A 22,581-nucleotide genomic window follows, 5' to 3' on the forward strand; every position below is an offset into this window, starting at 1 on the left:
GCACATCCGTCGTGCGGACCCCACAGGGAATCACTGCGGGGCGGGACGGCCCCGGGTCAGATGCTCGATGGTCGCCTCCGCGACGGACGTGACGGAGGATGCGTCTTCCCCGACGGGAACGGTGAACCGCAGCCAGTCGGCACCGACACGAGCGTCGAGCACCGTCCGGCCGTAGAAGTCGACTCCCGTGAGGGCGGAGTCCGCGCCGGTGAGGGAGACCGGGCTCCCGGCATCGAGCTTCTCGAACGCCCACGCACCGGAGGGAAGGGTGGTGAGTGCGACCAGCGTGGGATCGCCGTACGGGTCCGGCCCCGTCGCGTACATGCAGTACTGCGCTCCTTCACTCGCGAAGTAGATCTCCGCGGCCGTTCCCCACCCCCCGAGCTCGGTGTAGTCCATGATCACGACTTCCCTGCCCAGGATCTCGGACGCCTCCTGCGCGGTGAGCAGCGTCTCGCATCGTGCCCCCGCGATCTTGCTCTGACCGGGCTCGAAGTCGCGAAGGGTTGCGACGGCCGATGCCAGAACTCCCGCCATCGCCTCGCGAACACGGTCGGCATCGCTCTCGACCAATGCGGAGGACCGCAACGAACCGGTCATGAGCACGTCGCCGTCGCGAAGTTCGATGGTGCACGAGCCCGTGTAGCACCGGATGCCGTCTCCGGGGATGTCGCTCGCGCCACGCTCCGCCGCACCGTCGATGATCGCCTGCGCACCAGGCACGACCGCGAGACTCCAGTCCGCGGGGGAGGTCGAGTTGGGGTCCAACTGCACGGGGTCGCCCGCCGAGCACGCTATCCCTCCGGCCTGCTGCATCATGTACTGCGCCGGCCCCGGATACCAGATCGGTGTGGATGTCAGGCCCAGGACGTCTTTCTCCCCGCCGACAGACGCACCCAGAACGCCCGCGACGGCGCTGTTCACGTCGGAGCACGTCACATCGAACGCCGCCTCGGGAGCCACGATGGGTTCCTCTGTGGGTGTCGGCGTCGGATCCGGCGCGGAGGCGGAGGGACTCGGCGATACGTCGGGGACAGGAGTGCATCCGGCCATGACCAAGACGGTCGCGAGGCCGAGAGGAGCAAGGAGACGCAGGCGCATATCGCCACCCTAGGATCACCAGGGCGGAAAGCCTGGGTGTTTCATACAACGATTCGATGAAGGCGGCGGGTTCACGTGCTCCTTCAGCCGAAATCCTGTCGGACGCCGCGCCGGTAGACTGAACCTGCCCCGCCGGCCCCTTCCTTTGGAGTGCGCGTGACCACCGCCCCTGCACCTTCCCACCAGCACGTCCCCGACTCTGTCGAGAACGCGATCGCGACGCCCGAGAAGGAGCAGCCGTACGCGGCTCTCGGACTCAAGCCCGACGAGTACGCGCGCATCAAGGAGATCCTCGGACGCCGCCCCACTTCGGGCGAGCTGGCGATGTACTCCGTCATGTGGTCGGAGCACTGCTCCTATAAGTCGTCCAAGAACTACCTGCGTCGTTTCGGCCAGAAGGTCTCCGACGAGATGAAGGAACGCCTCATGGTGGGCATGGGCCAGAACGCGGGCGTCGTCGACGTCGGCGAGGGCTGGGCCGTCACCTTCAAGGCCGAGTCGCACAACCACCCGTCGTTCATCGAGCCCTTCCAGGGCGCGGCGACCGGTGTCGGCGGCATCGTCCGCGACATCATCTCGATGGGCGCCCGCCCGGTCGCGGTCATGGACGCCCTGCGCTTCGGTGCGATCGACCACCCCGACACCGCCCGCGTCGTGCACGGCGTGACCAGCGGCATCAGCTTCTACGGCAACTGCCTGGGCCTTCCGAACATCGGCGGCGAGACGGTGTTCGATTCCGTCTACCAGGCCAACCCCCTCGTGAACGCGCTCGCGGTGGGCGTGCTGCGTCACGAAGACCTCAAGCTCGCCAACGCGACCGGCGTCGGCAACAAGGTCGTGCTGTTCGGCGCTCGCACGGGTGGCGACGGCATCGGCGGCGCGAGCATCCTGGCCTCCGACTCCTTCGACTCCACCGGTCCGACCAAGCGTCCCGCCGTGCAGGTGGGCGACCCGTTCGCCGAGAAGGTGCTCATCGAGTGCTGCCTGGAGCTGTACCGCGGCGAGCTCGTCGAGGCGATCCAGGACCTGGGCGCGGCCGGCATCTCCTGCGCGACCAGCGAGCTCGCGGCCAACGGCAACAGCGGCATGAAGGTCTCCCTCGACAACGTGCTGCTGCGCGACCCCACGCTCACGGCCGAGGAGATCCTCATGTCGGAGTCGCAGGAGCGCATGATGGCGATCGTCGCCCCCGAGAAGCTCGACGCATTCCTCGAGGTCGTGAACAAGTGGGAGGTCGAGACCTCCGTGCTCGGCGAGGTCACCGGCGACGGACGCCTCATCATCGACTGGCAGGGCGAGCGCATCGTCGACGTCGACCCCTCGACCGTCGCGGTCGACGGCCCCGTCTACGACCGCCCGGTCGCCTACCCGACGTGGATCGACGCACTGCAGTCGGATGCCGCGGAGAACCTTCCCCGCTCGAACGACCCGGAGACGCTGCGCGAGCAGTTCCTGAACCTCGTCGCGTCGCCGAACCTGGCCGACACGAGCTGGATCACCAACCAGTACGACTACTACGTGCTCGGCAACACCGCCCTGAGCTTCCCCGACGACGCCGGCATGATCCGCGTCGACGAGGAGTCGGGTCTCGGCTTCGCCGTCTCGACCGACGCCAACGGCCGCTACTGCCAGCTCGACCCCTACGCGGGTGCGCAGCTGGCCCTCGCCGAGGCGTACCGCAACGTCGCCGTCACCGGCGCCGTTCCCACCGCGATCACCGACTGCCTGAACTTCGGCTCTCCCGAGAACCCCGAGGTCATGTGGCAGTTCGGTCAGACGGTCGACGGCCTGGCCGACGGATGCTACGAGCTGGGCACCCCGGTCACCGGCGGCAACGTCTCGTTCTACAACCAGACGGGCGACGTGCCGATCCACCCGACTCCGCTCGTGGGCGTGCTCGGCATCATCGACGACGTCTCGCGCCGCATCCCCTCCGGATGGCAGGACGAGGGCCAGAACATCTACCTGCTCGGCACCACCTCGACCGAGCTCTCGGGTTCGGCCTGGGCCGATGTGGTGCACCAGCACCTCGGCGGCCTGCCCCCCAAGGTCGACCTCGCTGGTGAGAAGCGTCTCGCCGGTCTGCTGTCGGCGGCTCGCGACGAGTGGTTGATCTCCTCGGCCCACGACCTCTCCGAAGGCGGCCTCGCGCAGGCTCTCGCCGAGGGCGTCATGCGCTTCGGTGTCGGCGCCCGCGTCTGGCTGAACGAGATCATCGAGCGCGACGGTGTGGATGCTGCATCCGCCCTGTTCTCGGAGTCGACCGGCCGCGTGCTGGTGACCGTGCCCCGCGAAGACGACGTGAAGTTCCGCGGTCTGTGCGAAGGACGCGACTACCCGGTGATGCGCATCGGCGTGACCGACAGCGAAGGCGCGAAGCTCGAGGTTCAGGGCGTCTTCACCGTGACGGCCGCCGAACTGCGCGAGCGTTCGCAGGCCACCCTCCCGTCGTACTTCGGCCCGACCGTCACCGAGGTCAGCGCATGAGCGACGTGAGCCGTCAGGACTCGAACGACGAGGACTACGGCGACCTCGGCGAGAAGCGCAACCGACGCATGCGCATCGTGGCGTGGACCGTCATCATCGCGCTCATCCTCGGCGGTGGCGGCGCGACCGTGATCACGCTGCTCCTCGGCTGAGACGCCCGCTGCCTTCGGGAGGACTTTCGCCTTTCGGGCGCATGAACCCCCGCGGTGCCTCCTCCCGGGGCGGAGATCTCCTCCCGAGGTGATGCCTCCTCCCGAAGAGGTGACCGTGCATAGAGTGGGCGGATGACCACCGACCTTCGCGCCCTCCTCACGGGCCTCCGTGCGCGGGCCGAGGCGCGCGTAGCATCCACGTCGCTGATGCTGGCCGAGCTCACGCATGACCGGGCGGGCTCGAACGACGACGACGAGCACGACCCCGAGGGCGTAACACTCTCGTCGGAGTGGTCGCGCCTGACCGGGCTTGCCGAGGCCGCAGCATCCGAACTCCACCAGGTCGACGACGCGCTGGCCCGGATGGATGCCGGCGCCTACGGCAGGTGCGCGAACTGCGGGAAGCCGATTCCCGCGGAGCGCCTGGCCGTGCGCCCATTCGCCGAGCACTGCGTCGCGTGCGCGGAGAAGCTCGGGCACTGAGTCGGGTCGCGGCCGCGCGCGTTCACGTGTGGCGCGCACAAGCTTCGGAGATCGACCTGGACACGCCGAGGCGGGGCGGCATCCGTCAAAGTGTGGGCGCGCAGATCCGGAGCTGTGCACGCGGCGCGCCGATCGAAACCTGCTGACCAGGAAAGAAGGCTGCTGAACGCCGTCACCTTTCGCCGGTCCCGCACTCCTTAAGAAGGAATCGCGGAACACTCCCCCTGTTCTCCGATGACCGTCAATTAGGAATGCCCCTGAACTGACCCGCCCGGGAGAGCTCAGGGGCGCGATCGCAGGGAGTGCAGCGTGAAGGAACATAAGAAGATTCGGGGCCGACTCGGAAGTTGGATCGGTGCGAGCGTGCTCGCCTTGGGCGGGCTGATCGCCCCCCTGGCGGCTTCAGCATCGGTCGACGCAGGGGATTCGGTCTACATCGGCAGCAAGCAGGGATACTCCGGTACGGGGATGTTCCCGATCTGGGCCGAGGTCCCAGCCGTCGGCGACCCCGACTTCTGGGCGTATTGCATCGAGAACCCCGTCTCTTCAAGGACGCAGCTCGAGGGGTACGTCGGCAACGCCGAGGACTACCTCGGCAGCAACTACTTCACCGATCCCGTGATCCAAGGGAAGGTGCTCTGGGTGCTGGCCCACGGTTACCCCGCACTGAGCCTCGAGGAGTTCGGCGCTGCGGCGGGTGCCCCCGGCATCTCCCGCAATGACGCGATCGAGGCCACCCAGTACGCGGTCTGGCGCTACACCGACCTCAACTTCGACGCGGCGTGGGCGTGGGAGACTCCGGATTCGGAAGCCGCCTACTGGCACCTGGTGAACGGTGCGAACGCGAGCACGGGGATGACCCCGGCCGATTTCGCAGTCACTGCCAGCATCGACGCCCCCAGCGCCCCGCAGACCGCCGACTCACTGGTCGGCCCCTTCCTGGTGACCACCGACCAGCCCACCGTCAGTGTGACGGCCGACCCTGCGGTGTCACTCGTGGATGCGAGCGGGAACGCGATCGACGCGAACGCCGTCGTCGACGGTCAGACGCTGTACCTCGACCTTCGCGGGTCGACCGCCGCAGGTTCGGCGACCGTGTCCGTGGTGGCGGAGGGCTTGAGCGGCACCGGGAAGATCGTCTCGGTACCGACGAGCAACTCACCGACGCCCACGGCGGATGACCACGCGCAGACGATCATCCTGGTCGCACCGAGCACGGCGACGACCACCGACGATGCCACCGTCGAGTGGGTCACCACGGCAGTACCGGCCCCCTCCATCGGGACCTCACTGGTCGACTCCGCTGACGGCGACCGGATCCTGCCCTGGAACGGCGGCACCGTCATCGACACCGTCGCCTACCAGAACCTCACCCCCGGCACCGAGTACACCGTGACCGGCGAACTGCAGAACAAGGCCGACGGCACCGCCACCGGCATCACCGGGTCCATCACCTTCACCCCGGAGACCGCGAACGGCTCCATCGACGTCACCTTCACCGTCCCGGTCGGCTACGCCGGCGGCACGCTCGTCGCCTTCGAGCGCCTCTACGAAGGAACCGACACCACGGGCGACCCGATCGCCGTGCACGAAGACATCGACGACGCCGCACAGACCGTCACCATCGAGAAGGCGCCCGTGACGCCGACGACCCCGACGACGCCGACGGCGACCCCGGGCGCGAAGGGACAGCTGGCCACGACCGGTGGCGACCTTCCCGGCATCGCCGTCGGCGCGGCCGGCGTGCTGCTCGCCCTGGGCGCGATGATCCTGCTCGTCGGACGCGCACGGCGGAAGACCATCGACGCCGACTGACGAGCCGTGTCGGCCTCGCCTCTCTACGGAGTGGCGAGGCCGACAATCGGCCCTGAGGCGACCGGGACGCCGCGTCCCTCGAGATCGATCTCGTCCCGCTCGCCTCCCCCGGACAGAGGTGCGCCGGTGTCGCGCCGGCGACCGACAGCGCGCTCCTGCCGACCAGACGGCATCCGCCCGAAGTCTCCCGACACACGCATGCGGCGCAGCACCCAATGCGTGTCGAGATACTGCGAATCGCTCCAGACCCGGGCGTCGAGGTCCTCGGCGGTGCTCGGATTCATGATGCCGTCGATGAATCCGAGCCCGCCGAGGACCTGTCGCCGCGCGAACCCCGTGCGTGGATGGCTGTCGATCCCGAAAGGACGTCAATCTCGGCGTCACTTTTTGCGACTCTCGCACACCTTCTCTGTGTGAGAGTTCTTGATCGGCGCACGACGACAGCCGACTCGACGGTTGCCTCGACGCTGAACGAGCTCGAGAGCATGAGCCATACACGTCGCGCCGCAGTCGTCGACGAGCTCGTCTTGCAGCGCTCCCGCATCGAACAGCTGCTGTCGGGGATCTCAGGCCTCGACGTCGTTGAGGTCTGCCCCACGCTCCGCGGTTTCCTGGGGTGGCTGCGCCACACCGAAAGAACTCGATGGCCTCATCTACTCGTGCTCTCGCTCCCCTTCGATCCGCTCGCGTCGAACGATCTGTCCGCGCTCACGGCTCTGCGCGAGGCCGGCATCCGCGTGCTCGCTCTCACATCGCCGGGTACGCGAACGACTGCCCGGCGTGTCGCGGCCGCAGGCACCGACGGGTTCGTGTCCACCGCCGACTCGGAAGACGACTTCGTCGTCGCCGCCACCATCGTCCTGACGGGAGGCACGATCATGACGTCCCCCTGACGGGAGGCACGATCATGACGTCCCCCGCGCACGACATCGTCGAACCCGGCTCCCCGGGAACGCGTCTGAGCGCCCAGGAGGCGCGAGTGCTCGCGCTCTACGTGAACGGCATGACCATCGGTCAAGCGGCCGATGCCATGGGCATCCGCCACGACACGGCAAGGAAGTACCTCAATCGCGTGCGCGACAAGTTCACATCGGCGGGTCGCCCTGCCCGCTCGAAGCTCCAACTGGCGCAGATCGCCTGGGCTGACGGGTACGCGGATCCTTCGCCACACGAGGGGCCCTGCATGATCACCGAATGAGCCGGGGTCGTGGAGCCGGAGAGGACCCCACGATCCCGCCGAGAAGGAGTGCAGATCCCCGGAATCGTGGCGCGACTCACGGATCGACGAAGTCGAAGGTCATGCTGTCCGGCCCCTCGCCCCAGGGGTCGAAGATGACGTCGGGGTCGTACACATCCACGGCCTTCTCATACGCCGGCCCCCAGTACCCGTCGCTGTCGAGCACCCGCATGGTGAAGTAGTACCACCCCGCTGCATCCATCAGGAGTCGCTTGCGCGTGTATCCGTTCTGATCCAGGTCGATGGTCGCGGAGTGCCCCTCCATCGAGGTGATGAACACTCGCCCGTTCGGCGGCCCCGTGACCGCGATGACCACACCGGTGGTCTGTGCCTCTTCGACCCTCATGTCTTCGAATCCGGTCAGCTCTTCGAAGCCCTGCACCTGAATCGGGAGCACGGTGAAGGTGCCCGATGTGACGGCCGACTGCGAAGTCTCGTCGTATGACCACACCTCGTAGGCGTAGGTTCCTGCGTCGAGTTGCAACGCGCGGGTGTCGAAGCTCCAGGTGCCGTCGTCGGCGACCGTGGGTGTGTAGCGCTGAGAGTCCAGGGAGACGACGATGCTCTCGCCCGGCGTTGTCTGTCCCGCGATGACAGGGGAGAGGTGACCTGAGAAGGTGGTGGGGTTGGCAACCCCCGGAGACAACGGGGACTCTGGATCAGTGCCAGGTCCCGGCGTACGCGGATCGGCGGGCTGCGGCCGGGTCGGAGCCGTGGGGAAGTACTGATCGGGGTCGTCGGAGAGCCCCGCTGAGGGGACGGTCGGGTCGAGGATCCGACGCCCGGTGGTCGGTTCCTCCGGGGCCGAAACCGGCGGAGCAGCGACCAGCAGATCCGGGCCCGAAGCGCGGACAGGGTCTGGCTCGGATGCCGCGGCACTGACGGCGTCCGAGCTCGCCGGCAGCACGTCCGCCTGAGAGGGCGCCGGGCCGGGCCCGGCGATCAGCGCCGCGACGATGATCCCGCCGACTGTGGCCGCACCCAGGGACCCGGCGAGGAGCCATCCGGAGAACCCGGCGAACGCCGCAGCGGCGGCCGTACCGGACGACAGTGAGGCGGCTGTAGGCGCCCCGAGCCCCGCCGCCCCCAGCAGCACGGCGAGGGTCCTGCCCTGCAGCCGTGCCGCGCCACCCCGCGTCGACTGCAGCAGATCTCTGCATTCCCCGCACTCTGAGAGGTGGTCAGCCACTTCCCGCTCCACGGCGACGTTGTTCGGTTCGGTCAGGTACTGAGGGATCAGACGCGCCACATGCGCCGTGTCATCGCGAAGAGCGACGGGAATCTGTCGGCTCAGCCACTGGAATTTCAACCCCGTGCGCGCACGACGCTGCAGCGCCGACACCGCGTTCGGCTTGATCCCCAGCTCTTCGGCGATCTCCGGCCGGTCGACGTCATCGACCTCCGCCAGCCACAGCACGCGCTGCCACCGTTCGGGAAGGGCCTGGAAGGCTGCGAGCACATCTGCCGAACTCGCCTGCTGCTCGAGTACGCTGAGCCCGTCGCGCAGCTCCAACTGATCGACATCATCGCTGGTCAGGACGCGCGCCGCGTCCTTCCGCCAGGCGATGGCGGTGTTGCGGATCACCGTCTTCAGGTAGGAGCGGAAGGCGAACTGCGGACCTCTGTCGGTCGTGGTGACCTGCTGATAGATCGTCAGGAACGATTCCGAGACGAGGTCATCGGCACGGGCCGGAAAGAGCCGATAAGCGTAGCGGTGCGCCGCCTCCGCGTGGCGGCGCCAGAGGGCTTCGTAGCTGCCCCGATCACCGGCCCGTAGCGCGCTCAGCAACTCCGCATCACTGCGGGGATCGATCATGTTCCCTCCCCGGACCACAGGTCTCTCTTCCGACGTCAGAATAGGGCACCGGGGTGCCGAACTTTCGTCGCGTCACTTTCTGGGGGTCGGCGACTCTTCTGGTGTGGCTGTCTTGCGCCTCATTGCCCCGTCGTCCGTGCTCGACTTGGGAGACGCCGCACGACGCACCGACGGATCGGTCGGCCCCGCGGGCGGCTACCTCGAGAAGTAGGCTGAACTCATCATGGACGAGTTCATCCAGGGCTTCTGGAACTTCGCGCAGCACTACTGGTGGCTCATCTTCCCCATCATGGGAATGGCCGGTGGTATCGCGAAGGGCTGGGAACGCAGCTCCAAGCGCCGACACGAGCGCCGTCTGGAGACTCTCCGCATGAAGGCGCAGCTGAAGACCGCCGAGATCGAGGCGCGTGCGCTGACCCAGCAGGCCCGGCGCCGCGGGCCCTCCGTCGTCGACACGACGGCATCCGTCGCCCCGAACGACCTGGTCGCGCGCCTGTTCAGCGAGCACGACGAGATCACCGCACGCTGGCTCGACTACGAACTCGACGTGGCGAAGCTCATCGCCTTCCCTGCCATGAGCGATGGTCGCCAGCCCCTGACCGCCGCGTTCCTGCGCGCCAAGAAGACGGCGGATGCCCTGCGCCCGGCCTCGGCAGACGCCAGAGTGTCGGAGCAGCAGGTCACCGAGTATCTGCAAGCCGTCGGCGACTACGCGGTCGCGTTCGAGATCGCCGAGAAGGACGCCAGACGCCTGCGCGATTCGACCTTCACCGAACCGGAGCGCAAGCGCCTCGACCGCGCGCAGCAGCTGCTGAAGGTCGCCGTCGACGAATCGGCCACACAGGCCGAACGCAACGTCGCCTACAAGCGCGTGCGTGAAGAGCTCGACGGGCTCATCCTGCTCTCCGACGACGCGGTCACCGTGCTCGAGAAGCAGGTGGCCAGAGAGATCTCCGCGCCGGCAGCACCCTCAGTGTCTGAGCCCACCACCCCTGAGCCCGAGCGGATCCGGCTCCCCCGCCGCGACGAACAGTCCTGAAGCACAGGTACATCCGCGGGTTCTGCCCGCACCCCGCCCACCCGGGCGGACGACGACGGAGGCATGCCGCAGTGATCACTCGGTTCGAAGAGCTCGACTGGCAGTCCACCCCGATCGGCGACCTCACTCTGCGCCGGCGCACCGAGCCCGCGGTGGGACAGGAGATCTACGAGGTCAAGCTCGGCGACGAGTACCTGATGTCGAGCCTGTTCACCGTGGCGGAGGAAGAGCTCGCCGACCTGGGGTTGGCAGCGGTCGACGGCGACAACCTCTCGGTGCTGGTCGGCGGGCTCGGGCTCGGCTACACCGCCGTCGCGGCCCTGCGGGATGAGCGGGTGAGCGCCCTCACGGTGATCGACCGGCTGGGCGCCGTGATCGGGTGGCATGAGCGCAAGCTCCTCCCGGTGTCGGCGGAACTCGTCGACGATCCGCGCACGACGCTGCTCGAAGACGACTTCTTCGCGGTGATGCGCTCCTCTCCCGTCGAGGGTCACACCGGGTACTCGGCGATCCTCTTGGACGTCGATCACTCTCCGCGGCACCAGCTGGATCCGACGCACGCCGACCTGTACGACGCCGCCGGTCTGCGCGCGCTCGACCGTCATCTCGCCCCCGACGGCGTCTTCGCCCTGTGGTCGGATGACCCGCCCGACGAGGAGTTCATGGTCGAGTTGACGGCCGTGTTCGATGACGCCGTCGCTCATGTCGTCGACTTCGAGAACGCCGTCACGGGCGGCACGTCGTCGAACACCGTGTACGTGGCGCGCAGTCGCGGAACGGGTGCCGAGGCGCTCGATGCCTCCGCCCCGCACGCGGGCGAGGACGCATGACCCCGGAGAACGTCACCGGTCCGATCGCCCACCACGCCGAAGCACTCGTCTGGTGGGCGGGCTGGGGCGGCTTGCGCTGGGTCGACGGAAGCGCGGGCGACCTGCTCGCGCTGCGTCCCGAGGGTGTGACCCGCCAGCACATCGACGACGAGTACCTGGCCTTCGCTCGCCCCCGATCCGGTGGCGGCCTGGTGGCGGTCGGCGCCCGCACGCTCTACCTCGCGGACGACGTCGACGGCGACACCAGGGCCGTGGCCTCGCTGGGCGACGACCCTCGTGTGCGCATGAACGACGGCTGCTGCGATCCTCGCGGCCGACTGCTGGCCGGTTCGATGGCCTACGACGCCGCGGCCGATGCCGGAAGCCTGCTGCGCCTCGACGCCGACCTGAACATCGCGACCGTGCTGGCGCGGGCGACGATCTCGAACGGCGTCGGCTTCTCGCCCGACGGACGACGCGCGTACTACGTCGACACCGCGACGCACCGCATCGACGTGTTCGACGTGACCGAGGGGGAGCTGCGCGGGCGACGCGCCTTCGTCGTGATCCCCGAGGAACAGGGGTCACCCGACGGCCTCACGGTCGCCGCCGACGGCAGCGTGTGGGTCGCCCTCTGGGGCGGCAGCGCCGTGCACGGCTACGACGCCGCCGGACAGCGCATCGCGACGATCGATCTCCCGGTACCCCAGGTCAGCGCGTGCACGTTCGGTGACGACGACCTCGGCACGCTCTACATCACCACCTCGGCGCAGGACCTCGGTCCCGACCACGGCACCGAGGCGGGTTCGCTCTTCGCCGTGCAACCGGGCGTGCGCGGCCTCCCCGTCATCCCCTTCGCCGGCTGAGACCTCGCGGCAGCACCGACGGCCTCTGCCCGAGGCACGGTGCACTCAGCGAAAGGAACCGTGCCCCGGACACAGGCCGCCGGGTGGATGACGCAGGTCAGCGCAGGTGCACCCGCTCGGTGCGCTGGTGCTGGCGACCGAGGCCCTCGATCTCGATCGTCATCTCATCGCCGTCCTGGAGGTACGGGAACCGGCCGGAGAGCGCGACGCCCTGCGGGGTGCCGGTGTTGATCACGTCGCCGGGCTCGAGCACCAGGTAGTGGCTCAGCTCGTGCACGACCTGCAGCACCGGGAAGATCATGTCGGCGGTCGACGAGTCCTGCCTCGGCTCGCCGTTCACGAACGACCGCAGCCGCAGCGCCTGCGGGTCGACCTCGTCGGCGGGGACGAGCGCCGGCCCGAGCGGGTTGAACGTCTCGGAGCACTTGCCCTTCGACCACTGCCCGCCCGACACGTCGAGCTGATAGGCGCGCTCGGACACATCGTTCGAGATCGTGTAGCCGGCGATGACCTCGCGGGCGGCATCCGGAGACGACAGGTAGCGCGCGGTCTTGCCGATCACGACCGCCAGCTCGACCTCCCAGTCGACCTTTTCCGCACCGGGCGGCAGCAGCACGACATCCTCCGGGCCGACCACCGTGTTGGGGTGCTTGAAGAAGACCACCGGATGCTCGGGCGGCACGGATCCGGACTCGGCCGCGTGGGCGGCGTAGTTCTGGCCGATGCAGATCACCGCGGTCGGGCGGGCGACCGGAGCGCCGATGCGCAGCCCGTCGACAGTGGCGGCGGGAAGCTCGCCGCGACCGAGGGCCTCGCGCACGCGGTCGATGCCGTCGGTGGCGAGGAAGGCACCGTCGATCTCGGCGGTGAGGGGCGACAGGTCGTAGGTGATGCCCGCCTCCCGCGCGTAGGGACGCTCGTGGCCGACGGGGCCGAGTCGCAGGAGTTCCATGGTGTTCCTTCCGTCAGCGCGCAGCGGCGAAGGTCGGGTTGACGATCGGCACGGATTCGCCGGCGAGGTAGCGGATGATGTTCTCGGCCGCGTGCACCGGCAGGTCCGCCAGCGCCTCGGGTGAGTACCAGGCGGCGTGCGGGGTGAGCAGCACGTCGTCGAGGTCGCGCAGCGGCGAGTCGACGGCGAGGGGCTCCCCCGCGAACACGTCGAGTGCCGCGGCGCCCAGGTGCCCGGCACGCAGCGAGGCGGCGAGCGCCTCCTCGTCGATGAGCGGACCGCGGCAGGTGTTCACCACGACAGCGCCCCTCTTCATGGTCGCGAGGGCCGCGGCATCGATCAGATGGCGGGTCTCCGCGGTCAGCGGCACGTGCAGGGTGAGGATGTCGGCCCGGGCCACGGCATCCGGGATCTCGACGAGCTCACATCCGGCGTCGCGCACTGCGTCGGCGGAGGCATACGGGTCGGCGACGAGCACGCGGAACCCGAGCGCACGGCAGCCGCGCGCGACCATCGAGCCGATACGGCCGAAGCCGAGCACCGAGACCGTGGTGGCCGAGGGGCGCACGGCGAGCGGGCGGGGATCGACGGCCTTCCAGGCGCCGGCGCGCACGGCACGGTCGTAGGCGGGGAGGCCGCGGGCCTGCGTCATGATCATCGCGATCGTGTGCGCGGCGACCTCTTCGATGCAGTAGCTCGGGGTGTTCGCGACCGCGATGCCGCGGGCGGTCGCCGCCTCGACGTCGACCATGTCGTAGCCGATGCCGACCCGGCTGATGATGCGCAGGTTCGGCATCCGATCCATCACCTCGCCGGTGATCTGCGCCCACTGCACGACCAGACCCTCGGCGTCGGAGCCGATGGTGGCGAGGTCGTCGATGCTGCCGGAGGCGGCGCGTTCGGCACGCAGCCCGGCCTGTCGGAGGGTGTCTTCGATGACGGTTCCCGGCAGGTCGCAGTCGCTGACGAGGATGAATGGCTCGGTCATGGATGCGATGCTATAGCATCTAGCAGATGGATGCACGACGTCAGATCGATCGCTCGCCCTCACCGGAATTTGCTATAGCATCGATCTCATGACTGCTCGCCGCGCACTGATCACGGGGGCCAGTTCCGGTATCGGAACCGCCGCCGCCCTCGAACTGGCCCGCGAGGGTGCCGCCCTCTGGATCACCTACACGGGGCGGGAAGCCGAAGCCCTCCGCGTCGCCGAGGAGTGCCGCGCCGCGGGGGCGCCCGAAGTGCACGTCTCGCGCCTCGACCTGCGCGAGCGCGCATCGATCGACGCCCTGATCGCCGAGGTCGCGGCCGCATGGGGCTCGCTGCATGTGCTCGTCAACAACGGCGGCGTCTGCCCGTACACCCCCTACGACGACATCGAGTTCGACGAGTGGGACATGGTCCTGGAGACCAACGCTCGCGGCACCTTCTTCCTGACCCGCGGCGCTCTCCCGCTACTCCGTGCCGCCGAGGGCGACCGCTCGGTGATCAACATCGCCTCGATCGCCGGCCAGGTCGGCGCGCTGCAGACCGGCATCCACTACGCGGCCAGCAAGGGGGCGATCCTCGCGATCACCCGCAGCTTCGCGCGGCATCTCGCCCCCGAGGGCATCCGCGTGAACGCCGTCACCCCTGGTCCCGTCGCGAGCGCGATCACCGACCAGCTGCAGGGCGCGGGCCGCGAGAAGCTCGAAGCAGGGATCCCGCTCGGCGCGTTCGGACAGCCGGAAGACGTCGCCTGGATCATCGCATCGCTCGCGTCGGAGCGCGCCCGCTTCATCACCGGCGCCACCTACGACGTCAACGGAGGAGTACGCATTGACTGACCGCACCGCCCGTTCTGCCCTCGATACCGTGCAGGCACAGCTCGACGCCTTCAACGCGCACGACCTCGACGCGTTCGTAGCGACCTACGCCGAGGACGCCGTGATCACCGGTGTCGCGCCCGAGCCCGTGGTCGGCTCCGCCGCGATCCGCGCGTTCTACGAGCCTCGACTGCAGAACCCCGAGCTGTCGTGCGCCATCGAGACCAGCGTGCTGTTCGGTACCCGGTGGGTCGTCGCGCAGGAACAGGTCATCAACGCAGGCGTCGCCACCGAGACCATCGCGACGTTCGACGTGGTCGACGGGCTGATCGCGCGGGCCTCGATGCTCAAGGCCTGACGCCGCAGAGCGCTCACTCGTGCTCCGAGAGGATCGGGGACGACCATCCAGGGTCGCGCCCGAGCTGCGCCGCCCGCGAGACGGAAGTCGCACCGTAGCGATCCCGCAGAGTGTCGAGCACGGTGTCGAGGCGGGCCTCGTCGCCCCAGTCGATCGGCAGTTCGGGCTGCACACGGTCGGTGTGGTCGAGCTGCGACAGCGAGATGCCGATCAGGGTGATGCCGCGGGCGGTGATCTCGGCGTGCGCGGCGGCGAGCAGTGTGCGCGCGAGGGTGAGCAGCACGGCGGTGCGATCGGTCGGCGCGCGGAGCGAGCGGGAGCGGGTCGCCTTCGAGAAGTCGCCGAAGCGCAGGCGCAGCACGACGGTGCGGCAGACGCGATCGCCGTCGCGGAGGCGCCGCCCCAGCCGGTCGACGATCTGCGTGAGGATGAGATCGAGTTCTTCGGCAGATCGGGGGCGGGTGCCCAGAGCGCGCTGCGAGCCGATGGAGCCGCGTCGCCGAGTACTGTCGACCGGCCGCGGATCCCGCAGACGAGCGAGCGCGTGCACGTGCGCGCCCGTGGCCTTGCCCAGCATCCGCTCGGCGGTCGCCGCCTCGAGCTCGGCGAGCTCTCCGACCGTGCGGATGCCGTAGCGGTGGAGCTTCTCGGCCGTCACGGCGCCCACACCCCATAGGCGTTCCACGGGAAGAGGGAGAAGGAACTCCTCCTCCCGGTCGGGCTCCACGACCAGCAGCCCGTCGGGTTTGCTCACGGCGCTGGCGACCTTGGCCAGGAACTTGGTGCGCGCGACCCCGACCGAGATGGCGAGTCCCGCCTCCGCCCGCACGCGTTCACGCAGCCGTGCCGCGATCTGCTCGGGGCTGCCGGCGATGCGTCTGAGACCCCCGACCTCGAGGAACGCCTCGTCGATCGACAGCCCCTCCACGAGAGGGGTGGTGTCACGGAAGATCGCGAACACGTCTTTGCTCGCCGCGGAGTAGGCATCCATGCGCGGCGGGACGACGACGGCATCAGGGCAGAGCTCTCGCGCCTGTCGGCCGCCCATGGCGGTGCGCACCCCGCGTGCCTTCGCCTCGTAGCTCGCCGCCAGCACGACCCCGCCGCCGACGATCACGGGACGGCCACGCAGTTCGGGCGCATCGCGCTGCTCGACCGACGCGTAGAACGCGTCGAGGTCGGCGTGCAGCACCGTCGCTTCCCCACGCATCCCGTTCTCCTGTCGACGTGCGGATCGTCGCACGAACCGGGGACACCGGCAGCGACTTCGAGAGGCGAGACGGGGTGTCTGTGGCGGCCGGTATGGTCGGCGCGTGCCGGAACCGGTGAAGCAGTGGTGGGCGCGACGGCAGTTCTCCCGCGGTCGCGCTGTTCCGTATGACGTGGGCACCTATCGCGCCGGGTGGGCGGCGTATCCGGAACTGGTGCGGCAGTACCACCCCGAGCTGAACCACGGCATCGTCCTGTCGCAGATCCCGCTGGCAGCCGACGTGCTCCTGTGCTGGGAGTGCGCGGTCGGGCACCGGTTCGCCGCGACGCCGACCGAGCAGCGCGAGCGTCCTGGACAAGTGCGGCGCCGCTCCGCGTGGTGCCCCGAGTGCTCTGCCCTCGCCCGTCCGCAGCCGGTCGTGCTCGGCGAAGCACGCGCCCGCCCCCGCGCACCCCGTCGCCCCGCGCCCGCGCTCTGCACGAAGACCCCTGACCTGCGCGCGGGCACCGCGTTCGTGAGCGAGTGCGCCCCGCGGCCCGCTTCGGCAGCAGAGGGCCGCCTGCGAACGGAGCTCGGCGCGGTGATCGACTTCGACCCGACCATGAACGCCGTGAAGGTCTCGCGCCCGTTCTTCCGCCACACCGAGGTCTGGCCCGACATCGTGTTCCCGGAGCTCCGGATCGCGCTCGAATACGACACCGTCGGCCGTCACGGTCTGGAGCACGTGGGCAAACGCCAAAACGCCGACCTGCGCAAAGACCGTGCGCTCCGTGCCGCGGGCTGGGAGGTGATCCGCATCCGCACAGGGAAGCTCGAACCCCTCGGTCCGCACGATCTCGCGCTGTCTTCGGTGAGTGGGAAGAGCATCGCCCGCATCCTCGACGAGCTGCGGGTCATTCGTGGCGCGCTGCTTGTGGATGCCTATCTGCGGTAGCTCGCGCTGGCTCGCGCCTTATCGGTCGTCCACACGACTTCCGATGGCCCAGTCCCAACCAAGTCGCTTCACTACTTTCGTTTCTTTCGTTTCTTTCGTTTTGGCGATACTCTGTAAATGTCAGGTTCATAACAAGAGGCGGCAGAGGAGACGATCATGAGTGCAGTACGTGCCCAGGACACGACTGTTTCTCCCGCACCCGAGCAGGCTGATCAGATCGCCACACTGCTCAGCTTCATGGAAGCACACGAGGCGCACCGCGGCGGAGCGCCGGAGCCGAGCTTCTTCCTCAGCGGCGCGGGCGAACACGACCGTGTCGAGCTCAGCGAACAGCTCTACACCGTCCTCAGGCAAACAGCGGCTGCATTGAGTCAGGGACAATCCGTCAGCATCTCCGCTCGCGATCAAGAGCTCACGACACAGCAAGCTGGCGAGATTCTCGGCATCAGCCGTCCTACTGTCGTGCAACTGATCGAGTCGGGTGAACTTCCGGCACACGTCCCGGGAACGGTAAGACGAAAGCTCTACCTCTCGGACGTCCTGTCTTACCGGGATGAGATCCAGTCCCGTCGCAACGCCTTCATCACGGAGAGCTCCGCACGGTATGGCGACGCGGATGTCGACGACATCTCGGAACTGCTCGCCGAAGCCCGCAAAGTTCGCTGACGCCGAATATGGTCCCGGTGGCTGTGCGACACTCATCAGGTGTATAAGGCCGTCCTCGATACCTGCGCCCTCGTGCCAGGCCTCCAGCGCGACTTCCTGCTCCAACTCGCCGCAGAGAGAGCCTACGCACCCCTATGGGGCACCGGGATTCTGTTCGAGCTCGACTACGTTCTCGCGCGGATCGATAGCCGGCGAGGCATCAATCCGAAGGACAGCGATCACGCCCGCACGCACCTGTTCGAGACGATGCAGAAGGCCTTCCCGGGCGCGACCATCGATGCGCCAAAGGACAGAGAGTACGACTACCAGCTCGATGATCGCGACGACGGGCATGTCGCACACGCCGCGATCATGGGCAAGGCGGACGCCATCGTGACGAACGACGAGGGAGCCGGATTCCGAACTTCTCGAACCCTCAGCGACGCTAGCATCGAGACACTAAACCCGGCAGAGTTCGCGACGAATACGGTCGCGGCGCACCCACAAGCGGGAGCTCGAGCTCTCCAGCAGCTGTCGATGCGACGCGCCACAACAACTAGGGCGGTCCTCGACGAGCTTCACGACCGCTACGCCATGACCGGAGCCCATGCGGTCTTGTTCCCTCTCCTCTGAGCGAGACTCCCGAGGTCACATCCAACGTCACCTCGACCCGTCGCGCAAATTGCGCAGGACCGGGGCCACGGAGCCTCCGCATCACCTCAGCTTGTCGCAGCATCCGTGCATCAGCGCTGGAAGCGCTCGCGCAAACCCGGGTCGATGGCGATGTCGCCGAACGATGCCGTCCACGCGCCGTCGACGGCGATCGACTGCCCCGACAGATACGGGGCCTCGTCCGACAGCAGGAACGCCGTGAGCGCTGCCACCTCTTCGGCTCGGGCGATGCGGCCCATCGGCGGTCCCTCTGCGAGCGCCCGCTCTTCAGCCTCGGGGTCGGCCGCGCGGGCGATCTGCGCCTCCAGGTGCGGGGTGCGCACCCCGCCGGGAGCGACGGTGTTGGCGCGGATGCCGAGGGCGCCGTACGACACGGCCACGCTGCGGGTGAGGGCGTCGATGCCGCCCTTGGTGAACTCGTAGGCGGCATGGTCGGTGAAGCTGGAGCGTCCGTGGATCGAGCCGATGTTCACGATTGCGCCCGGCACGCCCTGGTCGACGAAGGCGGAGACGGCGGTCGAGCAGCCCCAGATGTACCCGAAGCCGTTGATGTCGAGCACCTCGCGCACGGTGTCTTCGTCGAGCTCGTGCAGCGGGGTGCGCTTGGTGATCCCGGCGTTGTTGACCCAACCGGCGAGCGGCGCCCTGACACGAGCGGCAGCGGCGGCACGCTCGTGCGTCGCGCGATCGGCGGCATCTCCGAGCACGACCTCGGCCACGATGCCATCTTCGAGCGTGCCGGAGCCCGGGGAACGCTCGAGCCCGACCACGATCCAGCCGTCGGCGGTGAGACGTTCCGCGATCGCACGGCCGATGCCCTTGCCGCTGCCGGTCACGACGACGCTGCGGTTCACAGAGCTGCGGTTCACAGAGCTGCGGTTCACAGAGCTGCGCGGGGAGTCTGGCATCTCAGTCCCTCTCGAATGGGAAGACGGTGGGATCGAGCGCGAAGCCGAGGCCCGCGGCATCCGTCGGCCGCACCCGGCCCTCGAACGATGGACCGCCGAGGATGAACGACGGCGCAGGATCGTACGGATTGACGCCGCGGGCGAAGGTCTCGACGCCGATGCCCAGGTGCGCGGTGACCTCAGGATAGACGTGCCCCGACACCGGCACACCGCGCTCGGCCGCCCACGCGATCATCTCGCGGGCCGGTGTCACGCCGCCGATCGCGACCACATCGATCCGCAGCACGTCGACACCGCCCACCTCGACGAGCGCCTTCAGCACGGCCGGATCGGTGACCTCATCTCCGACCGAGACCGGGAGCCCTGACTCCCGGCGGATGCGCGCGACGCCCTCGGCGTCTTCGGGAAGCAGCGGGTCTTCGAGCCACGCGAGCCGAGGGTCGCCCCACTGCGCGATCTCGGTCAACGCCGTGTCGGCATCGGGCCAGCCGAAGCCCACGTCGACGACCAGGCCGGTCGTATCGGGCAGCTCGGCGTTCAGCATCGCGAGCAGATCGCGCATATATGCCGGATCCGGAATGCGGGAGATCTTCACGTTGGTCCAGCCGTCCGCCTGCGCGAGAACCTCGTCTCCCACCTCGCGGGGAGTCCGGTCCGTAGAGGGATACGCGGCGACCAGCATCGATTCGCGAGGCCCGTCGCCCGTGCCGAGCAGCGTCCACAGCGGCAGGCCCGCACGCCGCGCGGCGATGTCCCACAGCGCGATGTCGACCAGGCCGATCGCCCGCCGCACCAGGCCCACACGTCCGACGATGGCGCTGCCGCGCAGCATCCGCTCCCAGGTCGCGGCGGGGTCGTCGGCATCCGCCCCCACCGCGTGCACCGCAACGAGACGGTCGACGATCTCGGCCATCGGCGCTTCCCGCGAGAGGCAGTAGGCCACACCGGTCAGGCCGTCGTCAGCGGTCGCCCGCACCGCGCTGTACTCGCGGCGGGTCACGGTCATCGCCCCCAGGTGCAGGGGTGCGGGGAGCGGCAGCACGGCCGTGGCCGTGTCGATGCGAGCAATCGTCGTCATTCGGGCTTCTTCGCCAACGGCACGCCGTAATCGACCATGAACCCGCCGTCGACGTAGAGCGTCTGGCCGTTCATGTACCGCGACTGGTCGGAGACGAGGAAGCTGACCGCGGCGGCGATCTCGCTCGCTTCGGCCAGACGCTTCGCGGGGATGCGCGACAGGATCGTGTCGAGGCTGAGCGTGCCCGCCTCGACACCCTGGCGGAAGACGCCCGTGTCGACGTACCCGGGTGCGACCGCGTTGACCCGCACCCCGCGCGAGGCCCACTCGGCACCCGCGGTCGAGGTCAGACCGATCACCGCGGCCTTCGTCGTGGCGTAGGGGGCACGTCCCGCAGAGCCGCGCGACGAGATGGAGGAGATGTTCACGATGCGGCCCTCGCCACGCTCCAGCATCCGCTTTCCTGCGGCCTGCAGCGCCGAGAACACCCCGTGCAGGTTGACGTCGACCACGGCCGACCACTCGTCCCAGCTGAGGTCTTCGATGCCACGATGGCGCTGGATGCCGGCATTGTTGACGAGCACCTCGATCGGTCCGAGCTCCGCCTCGATCTCGCCGAACACGCGGTCGACACCGGCATGGTCGGTCACATCGAGCTCGCGCCACAGGATGCCGGCCGGGTTGTCGGCGGCGGTGAGCCCGGGAACACGGTCGGCGGCGACCACGAGGTAGCCGTCGGTGGCGAGGCGCTGACCGATCTCCCAGCCGATCCCGGCGGATCCTCCGGTGACGATGGCGACAGGGCGCTGGGCGGTCATTGCTCTCCTCAGAGTGGTCGAGATTTGCTATAGCAAGTGTATCGGGAGTGCCGTCAGCGGTCGAGCAGATCGGCCACGACAGCCACCGCATGCTCCTCGAGCAGGTCGAGCGCCCCGGGCGCGAGAGGCGTCTGCCAGGCCTGATACGCCCCGCGGTCATAGGCGTCGCGCGTCGGCAGATACACGAAACCTGGGCCGTTCGTGAGGTTCATCACCACGATCGGCGTCTCGGGGAATCGGCGGCGCAGCGTGGTCTGCAGCCGCGAGTAGGCCTCGCCCGGATGCCCCACGATCACCGCATCCCCGAGCCGCCAGGCCCAGATCGGATGCTGCACGGTGGGACCTTCGATGTAGCCGTCGCGCAGGTTGCGAGCACGTCCCAGACGTTCCTCGCGGGAGCGCGGATCGATGTCCTTCCACTCCTCGGCGAGCTCGTCGAGCGTCGGGAGGTCACGCAGCGGCAGTTCCACACTCGTCAGCGAAGAGGCAGCCCCCTCCCCTCCAGCGGCTGCCCGCCCGGTCCAGATCGCGAGCGGAGCACCCGACTCCACGACACCGTCGAGCGTCAGCTCCTCCCCCGGGGCGGGCAGCGCATCGAGAGCGGCGAGCACCGCGTGTCCGAGCGAGCGTCCGTGCCGGTCGGCGACCGCGACGTCGCCCGTGTACTGCTCGCGCGGAGCCAGCTCGCCCGATGCGCCCTGCACGAACAGGCACGGAGCGCCAGCGGCGGACTCGACGATCTCGCGCATCGCCCCGACGTAGTCCGGCGACACCTCTCGGCTCTGCCAGGCGAGCGTGGTCGGATGGCAGGCGTAGTTCACGAGAGTGGCGCACACGATGCCGTCGACGCTGAGGCGCCCGATCGTCACGGTGTCGTCGGCCTCGCCCGCGGGGTTGTAGCCCACGAGGGGTCGACCGTCGACGTCGAGCTCGCGATCGGCCGCCAGGGTGCAGCGCCCGGTGGTCCACTCGATGAGTCCGGGGACCGCGCTCTCCAGCGCCTCGCGCCCGGCGGCGATCCCCGCAACGGCGAGCGCTTCAAGATATCCCGGGATCAGCTCGCCGCCCGGAAGATGCGCATCGGCGGCGCACAGCACCGCACCGGCATGGGTGTGCGAGAGCGAGAGCATCAGCTGGTCGGGGTCGAGCCCCAGCCCGTCGAGGATCGCCCCGCGCACGCCCTGCTCATCGGCGACGCGACGCCACCACGTGCCATCCACCGCGAGCAGCACGCGCGGGCGCTCGTCGGCGGAGACCACGGCGAGCGCGGTGAGCTCGAACGGACGGTGCGCCCCCTCGGAGCGCTCCCAGTCGGCGGGGCCCCAGTTCTTCGCCCGGATGCCGGTGGGCGGGGTGATGTCGCGCCGGGCGACGCCGATGCGCGCCCGGGTGCGGGGGATGCGGATGCGATCGCCGAGTTTCGTGGCAGATGCGGTGTCGTTCACGCGTGGTCCTC

The 22,581-nt window shown here is 68.9% G+C and carries 24 protein-coding genes; 14 read left to right on the forward strand and 10 right to left on the reverse strand.

Annotated elements, in window-relative coordinates; translation table 11 throughout:
* Positions 1-30 precede the first annotated feature (30 nt).
* On the reverse strand, positions 31-963 hold the full coding sequence (locus tag F6W70_RS15820; RefSeq protein ID WP_151487289.1) for a hypothetical protein: 933 nt from the start codon (positions 961-963) through the stop codon (positions 31-33).
* 294 nt (positions 964-1,257) lie between these two features.
* On the opposite strand from F6W70_RS15820, the gene purL reads away from it, so the two are divergent.
* The 4 genes from purL (at position 1,258) to F6W70_RS15835 (ending at position 6,038) form a co-directional block, all read left to right on the forward strand.
* Entirely contained in the window at positions 1,258-3,588 is a 2,331-nt protein-coding gene (purL, locus tag F6W70_RS15825; protein WP_151487290.1) for a phosphoribosylformylglycinamidine synthase subunit PurL, read from the forward strand.
* Positions 3,585-3,740 carry a hypothetical protein gene (locus tag F6W70_RS17875; protein ID WP_170287942.1) on the forward strand — a complete coding sequence of 52 codons (156 nt, stop codon included), beginning with the start codon at positions 3,585-3,587 and terminating at the stop codon, positions 3,738-3,740. The genes purL and F6W70_RS17875 overlap by 4 nt, the downstream gene beginning before the upstream one ends.
* 132 nt (positions 3,741-3,872) lie before the next feature.
* On the forward strand, positions 3,873-4,223 hold the full coding sequence (locus F6W70_RS15830; protein ID WP_055875838.1) for a TraR/DksA family transcriptional regulator: 351 nt from the start codon (positions 3,873-3,875) through the stop codon (positions 4,221-4,223).
* A gap of 363 nt (positions 4,224-4,586) precedes the next feature.
* A complete protein-coding gene (locus F6W70_RS15835) occupies positions 4,587-6,038 on the forward strand; it encodes a VaFE repeat-containing surface-anchored protein (RefSeq protein WP_151487291.1) in 1,452 nt (483 codons plus the stop codon).
* Between the two features lie 23 nt (positions 6,039-6,061).
* On the opposite strand, the gene F6W70_RS15840 is transcribed toward F6W70_RS15835, so the two are convergent.
* Positions 6,062-6,394, reverse strand: coding sequence for a Dyp-type peroxidase domain-containing protein (locus tag F6W70_RS15840; protein ID WP_318278941.1), 333 nt, complete (start codon positions 6,392-6,394; stop codon positions 6,062-6,064).
* 129 nt (positions 6,395-6,523) lie between these two features.
* Between F6W70_RS15840 and F6W70_RS15845 the strand changes: the two genes are divergently transcribed.
* Both F6W70_RS15845 and F6W70_RS15850 read left to right on the forward strand, forming a co-directional pair.
* Complete coding sequence (locus F6W70_RS15845) at positions 6,524-6,931, forward strand: response regulator (protein WP_151487293.1); 408 nt, start codon at positions 6,524-6,526, stop codon at positions 6,929-6,931.
* Between the two features lie 14 nt (positions 6,932-6,945).
* Positions 6,946-7,236, forward strand: a complete 291-nt coding sequence (locus tag F6W70_RS15850) for a helix-turn-helix domain-containing protein (protein WP_151487294.1) — start codon at positions 6,946-6,948, stop codon at positions 7,234-7,236.
* Positions 7,237-7,312: 76 nt separating this feature from the next.
* On the opposite strand, the gene F6W70_RS15855 is transcribed toward F6W70_RS15850, so the two are convergent.
* Positions 7,313-9,091: an RNA polymerase sigma factor gene (locus F6W70_RS15855; RefSeq protein WP_151487295.1), complete on the reverse strand. Its 1,779-nt coding sequence runs from the start codon at positions 9,089-9,091 to the stop codon at positions 7,313-7,315.
* A 223-nt stretch (positions 9,092-9,314) separates the two neighbouring features.
* Here F6W70_RS15855 and F6W70_RS15860 point away from each other — a divergent pair, with 223 nt between their 5' ends.
* The 3 genes from F6W70_RS15860 to F6W70_RS15870 all read left to right on the forward strand — a co-directional run bounded on the left by F6W70_RS15860 (position 9,315) and on the right by F6W70_RS15870 (position 11,805).
* A complete protein-coding gene (locus F6W70_RS15860) occupies positions 9,315-10,130 on the forward strand; it encodes a hypothetical protein (RefSeq protein WP_055867036.1) in 816 nt (271 codons plus the stop codon).
* A gap of 71 nt (positions 10,131-10,201) precedes the next feature.
* Positions 10,202-10,960 carry a polyamine aminopropyltransferase gene (locus F6W70_RS15865; RefSeq protein ID WP_151487296.1) on the forward strand — a complete coding sequence of 253 codons (759 nt, stop codon included), beginning with the start codon at positions 10,202-10,204 and terminating at the stop codon, positions 10,958-10,960.
* Entirely contained in the window at positions 10,957-11,805 is an 849-nt protein-coding gene (locus F6W70_RS15870) for an SMP-30/gluconolactonase/LRE family protein (protein ID WP_151487297.1), read from the forward strand. The genes F6W70_RS15865 and F6W70_RS15870 overlap by 4 nt, the downstream gene beginning before the upstream one ends.
* A 97-nt stretch (positions 11,806-11,902) precedes the next feature.
* Here the strand turns inward: F6W70_RS15870 and F6W70_RS15875 are convergent, their stop codons facing one another.
* Both F6W70_RS15875 and F6W70_RS15880 read right to left on the reverse strand, forming a co-directional pair.
* Positions 11,903-12,757, reverse strand: a complete 855-nt coding sequence (locus F6W70_RS15875; RefSeq protein WP_151487298.1) for a fumarylacetoacetate hydrolase family protein — start codon at positions 12,755-12,757, stop codon at positions 11,903-11,905.
* A 13-nt stretch (positions 12,758-12,770) separates the two neighbouring features.
* The gene (locus tag F6W70_RS15880; protein ID WP_151487299.1) at positions 12,771-13,745 is read right to left on the reverse strand and encodes a C-terminal binding protein; all 975 of its coding nucleotides are present in this window, start codon (positions 13,743-13,745) and stop codon (positions 12,771-12,773) included.
* An 88-nt stretch (positions 13,746-13,833) separates the two neighbouring features.
* Between F6W70_RS15880 and F6W70_RS15885 the strand changes: the two genes are divergently transcribed.
* On the forward strand, positions 13,834-14,583 hold the full coding sequence (locus F6W70_RS15885; RefSeq protein WP_055867011.1) for an SDR family NAD(P)-dependent oxidoreductase: 750 nt from the start codon (positions 13,834-13,836) through the stop codon (positions 14,581-14,583).
* On the forward strand, positions 14,576-14,920 hold the full coding sequence (locus F6W70_RS15890) for a nuclear transport factor 2 family protein (RefSeq protein WP_151487300.1): 345 nt from the start codon (positions 14,576-14,578) through the stop codon (positions 14,918-14,920). Before F6W70_RS15885 ends, F6W70_RS15890 begins: the two co-directional genes overlap by 8 nt.
* 13 nt (positions 14,921-14,933) lie before the next feature.
* On the opposite strand, the gene dinB is transcribed toward F6W70_RS15890, so the two are convergent.
* A complete protein-coding gene (dinB, locus tag F6W70_RS15895; protein ID WP_151487301.1) occupies positions 14,934-16,130 on the reverse strand; it encodes a DNA polymerase IV in 1,197 nt (398 codons plus the stop codon).
* A 103-nt stretch (positions 16,131-16,233) separates the two neighbouring features.
* Here dinB and F6W70_RS15900 point away from each other — a divergent pair, with 103 nt between their 5' ends.
* The 3 genes from F6W70_RS15900 (at position 16,234) to F6W70_RS15910 (ending at position 18,342) form a co-directional block, all read left to right on the forward strand.
* Positions 16,234-17,064 carry a putative endonuclease domain-containing protein gene (locus tag F6W70_RS15900; RefSeq protein ID WP_151487302.1) on the forward strand — a complete coding sequence of 277 codons (831 nt, stop codon included), beginning with the start codon at positions 16,234-16,236 and terminating at the stop codon, positions 17,062-17,064.
* Between the two features lie 156 nt (positions 17,065-17,220).
* On the forward strand, positions 17,221-17,730 hold the full coding sequence (locus F6W70_RS15905) for an excisionase family DNA-binding protein (protein WP_127483316.1): 510 nt from the start codon (positions 17,221-17,223) through the stop codon (positions 17,728-17,730).
* A 39-nt stretch (positions 17,731-17,769) separates the two neighbouring features.
* Positions 17,770-18,342 carry a PIN domain-containing protein gene (locus F6W70_RS15910; protein ID WP_151487303.1) on the forward strand — a complete coding sequence of 191 codons (573 nt, stop codon included), beginning with the start codon at positions 17,770-17,772 and terminating at the stop codon, positions 18,340-18,342.
* Between the two features lie 110 nt (positions 18,343-18,452).
* Here the strand turns inward: F6W70_RS15910 and F6W70_RS15915 are convergent, their stop codons facing one another.
* The 4 genes from F6W70_RS15915 to F6W70_RS15930 are packed head-to-tail and all read right to left on the reverse strand — an operon-like array spanning position 18,453 to position 22,570.
* Complete coding sequence (locus tag F6W70_RS15915) at positions 18,453-19,250, reverse strand: SDR family NAD(P)-dependent oxidoreductase (protein ID WP_318278924.1); 798 nt, start codon at positions 19,248-19,250, stop codon at positions 18,453-18,455.
* A 40-nt stretch (positions 19,251-19,290) separates the two neighbouring features.
* On the reverse strand, positions 19,291-20,367 hold the full coding sequence (locus F6W70_RS15920) for an enolase C-terminal domain-like protein (protein WP_151487305.1): 1,077 nt from the start codon (positions 20,365-20,367) through the stop codon (positions 19,291-19,293).
* On the reverse strand, positions 20,364-21,125 hold the full coding sequence (locus F6W70_RS15925; RefSeq protein WP_151487306.1) for an SDR family NAD(P)-dependent oxidoreductase: 762 nt from the start codon (positions 21,123-21,125) through the stop codon (positions 20,364-20,366). Before F6W70_RS15925 ends, F6W70_RS15920 begins: the two co-directional genes overlap by 4 nt.
* A 53-nt stretch (positions 21,126-21,178) precedes the next feature.
* Positions 21,179-22,570 (reverse strand): hypothetical protein, encoded by a 1,392-nt coding sequence (locus F6W70_RS15930; RefSeq protein ID WP_151487307.1) that lies wholly within the window; start codon positions 22,568-22,570, stop codon positions 21,179-21,181.
* Positions 22,571-22,581: the final 11 nt, after the last annotated feature.

It is taken from the genome of Microbacterium maritypicum (genome assembly GCF_008868125.1).
GTDB lineage: Bacteria > Actinomycetota > Actinomycetes > Actinomycetales > Microbacteriaceae > Microbacterium > Microbacterium maritypicum.